Below are 1,195 nucleotides of genomic sequence, written 5' to 3' on the forward strand. Positions count from 1 at the left end.
CCCGGCAGGGGGGTTGGTGCGGTGCTTCCGCGCGATGGCCTCAAGGGTGCGACGGTGGTCGCCCCGGCGCGTACGCCAGGCGAGCCTGGCCCCCCAGCTCAAGCAGGACACCGAACGGCGCGCCGGACGCGCGGCTCAGCCCGCCGACCGCGACGCCGACGAGGTCCGCAGCCGGATGGCCTCGCTCCAGCGGGGCTGGCAGCGCGGCCGGGAGGAGAACGCCGCGGGCGACGGGGCCCACAACGGCACAGCACAAGGAACGACCAAGGGAGACGGTCGATGACCGCACCGAAGGCCACCGGCCACACGACGACGAACAAGGGGGAGCTGAACTGGCTCCTGGACGACCTGGTGGACAGGGTCGCCAGCATCCGCAAGGCCGTCATCCTGTCCGGCGACGGACTGCCGACCGGGGTGTCGAAAGACCTGACCAGGGAGGACAGCGAGCACCTGGCCGCCGTCGCGTCCGGCTTCCACAGCCTCGCCAAGGGCGTGGGCCGCCACTTCGATGCGGGCGGCGTCCGGCAGACCATCGTGGAGCTGGACGGCGCCTTCCTCTTCGTCACCGCCGCCGGCGACGGCAGCTGCCTCGCCGTCCTCTCGGACGCCGACTCCGACGTCGGACAGGTCGCCTACGAGATGACGCTGCTGGTCAAGCGGGTCGGCGTGCATCTGGGCACCGCCCCGCGCACCGACCTGCCCGCAGGCGGGTAGTGGGATGGCATGAGCGGAGACGGTCAGGGAAGAAACCACTGGTTCGACGACGAGGCCGGGCCGGTCGTCCGGCCGTACGCCATGACACGCGGCCGCACCACCAGTGAGGGCCAGCACCGCCTCGACCTGATCGCGGTGGTCGTCACCGAGCTCGACGCCGACGACCCGGAGACGGACCCGACGCTGTCCCCCGAGCACGTGGACATCGTCGGGCTCTGCCGGGACGAGCCCCAGTCGGTCGCCGAACTGGCCGCGGAACTCGACCTGCCCATCGGCGTGGTCCGCGTGCTCATCGGCGATCTCGTGCACACCGGCTACGTCCACGTGACCCGCCCGGTGCCGCCGGCGGAGCTGCCGGACGAGAGTATTCTGCGCGACGTGATCAACGGCCTCCGGGCGCTGTGACCGGCGCGAGAGCGGGGTAGTGACGTGACTGGCTGGCAGTTCCGGGCCGACCGAGGCGGCATCTTCACGGACGCCG

3 protein-coding genes are annotated in these 1,195 nt (G+C 72.0%); all 3 read left to right on the top strand.

Translation table 11 applies throughout. From position 1 onward, the window contains the following. A partial coding sequence (locus H5J33_RS35885; RefSeq protein WP_258565633.1) for a hypothetical protein occupies positions 1-283 on the top strand: 283 nt, incomplete at its 5' end. Then, positions 280-714 (top strand): roadblock/LC7 domain-containing protein, encoded by a 435-nt coding sequence (locus H5J33_RS35890; protein WP_030793366.1) that lies wholly within the window; start codon positions 280-282, stop codon positions 712-714. The genes H5J33_RS35885 and H5J33_RS35890, both read left to right, overlap by 4 nt. 9 nt (positions 715-723) lie before the next feature. Then, positions 724-1,119 (top strand): DUF742 domain-containing protein, encoded by a 396-nt coding sequence (locus tag H5J33_RS35895; RefSeq protein ID WP_030793369.1) that lies wholly within the window; start codon positions 724-726, stop codon positions 1,117-1,119. The last annotated feature ends 76 nt before the right edge of the window (positions 1,120-1,195 follow it).

The organism is Streptomyces sp. WELS2 (genome assembly GCF_013870595.1).
In the GTDB taxonomy this organism is placed as follows: Bacteria; Actinomycetota; Actinomycetes; order Streptomycetales; family Streptomycetaceae; genus Streptomyces.

Excerpts from the sequence above, each read along its gene's own strand:
- H5J33_RS35890 (WP_030793366.1), top strand. The coding sequence starts at position 280 with ATGACCGCACCGAAGGCCACCGGCCACACGACGACGAACAAGGGGGAG.
- H5J33_RS35895 (WP_030793369.1), top strand. The coding sequence starts at position 724 with ATGAGCGGAGACGGTCAGGGAAGAAACCACTGGTTCGACGACGAGGCC.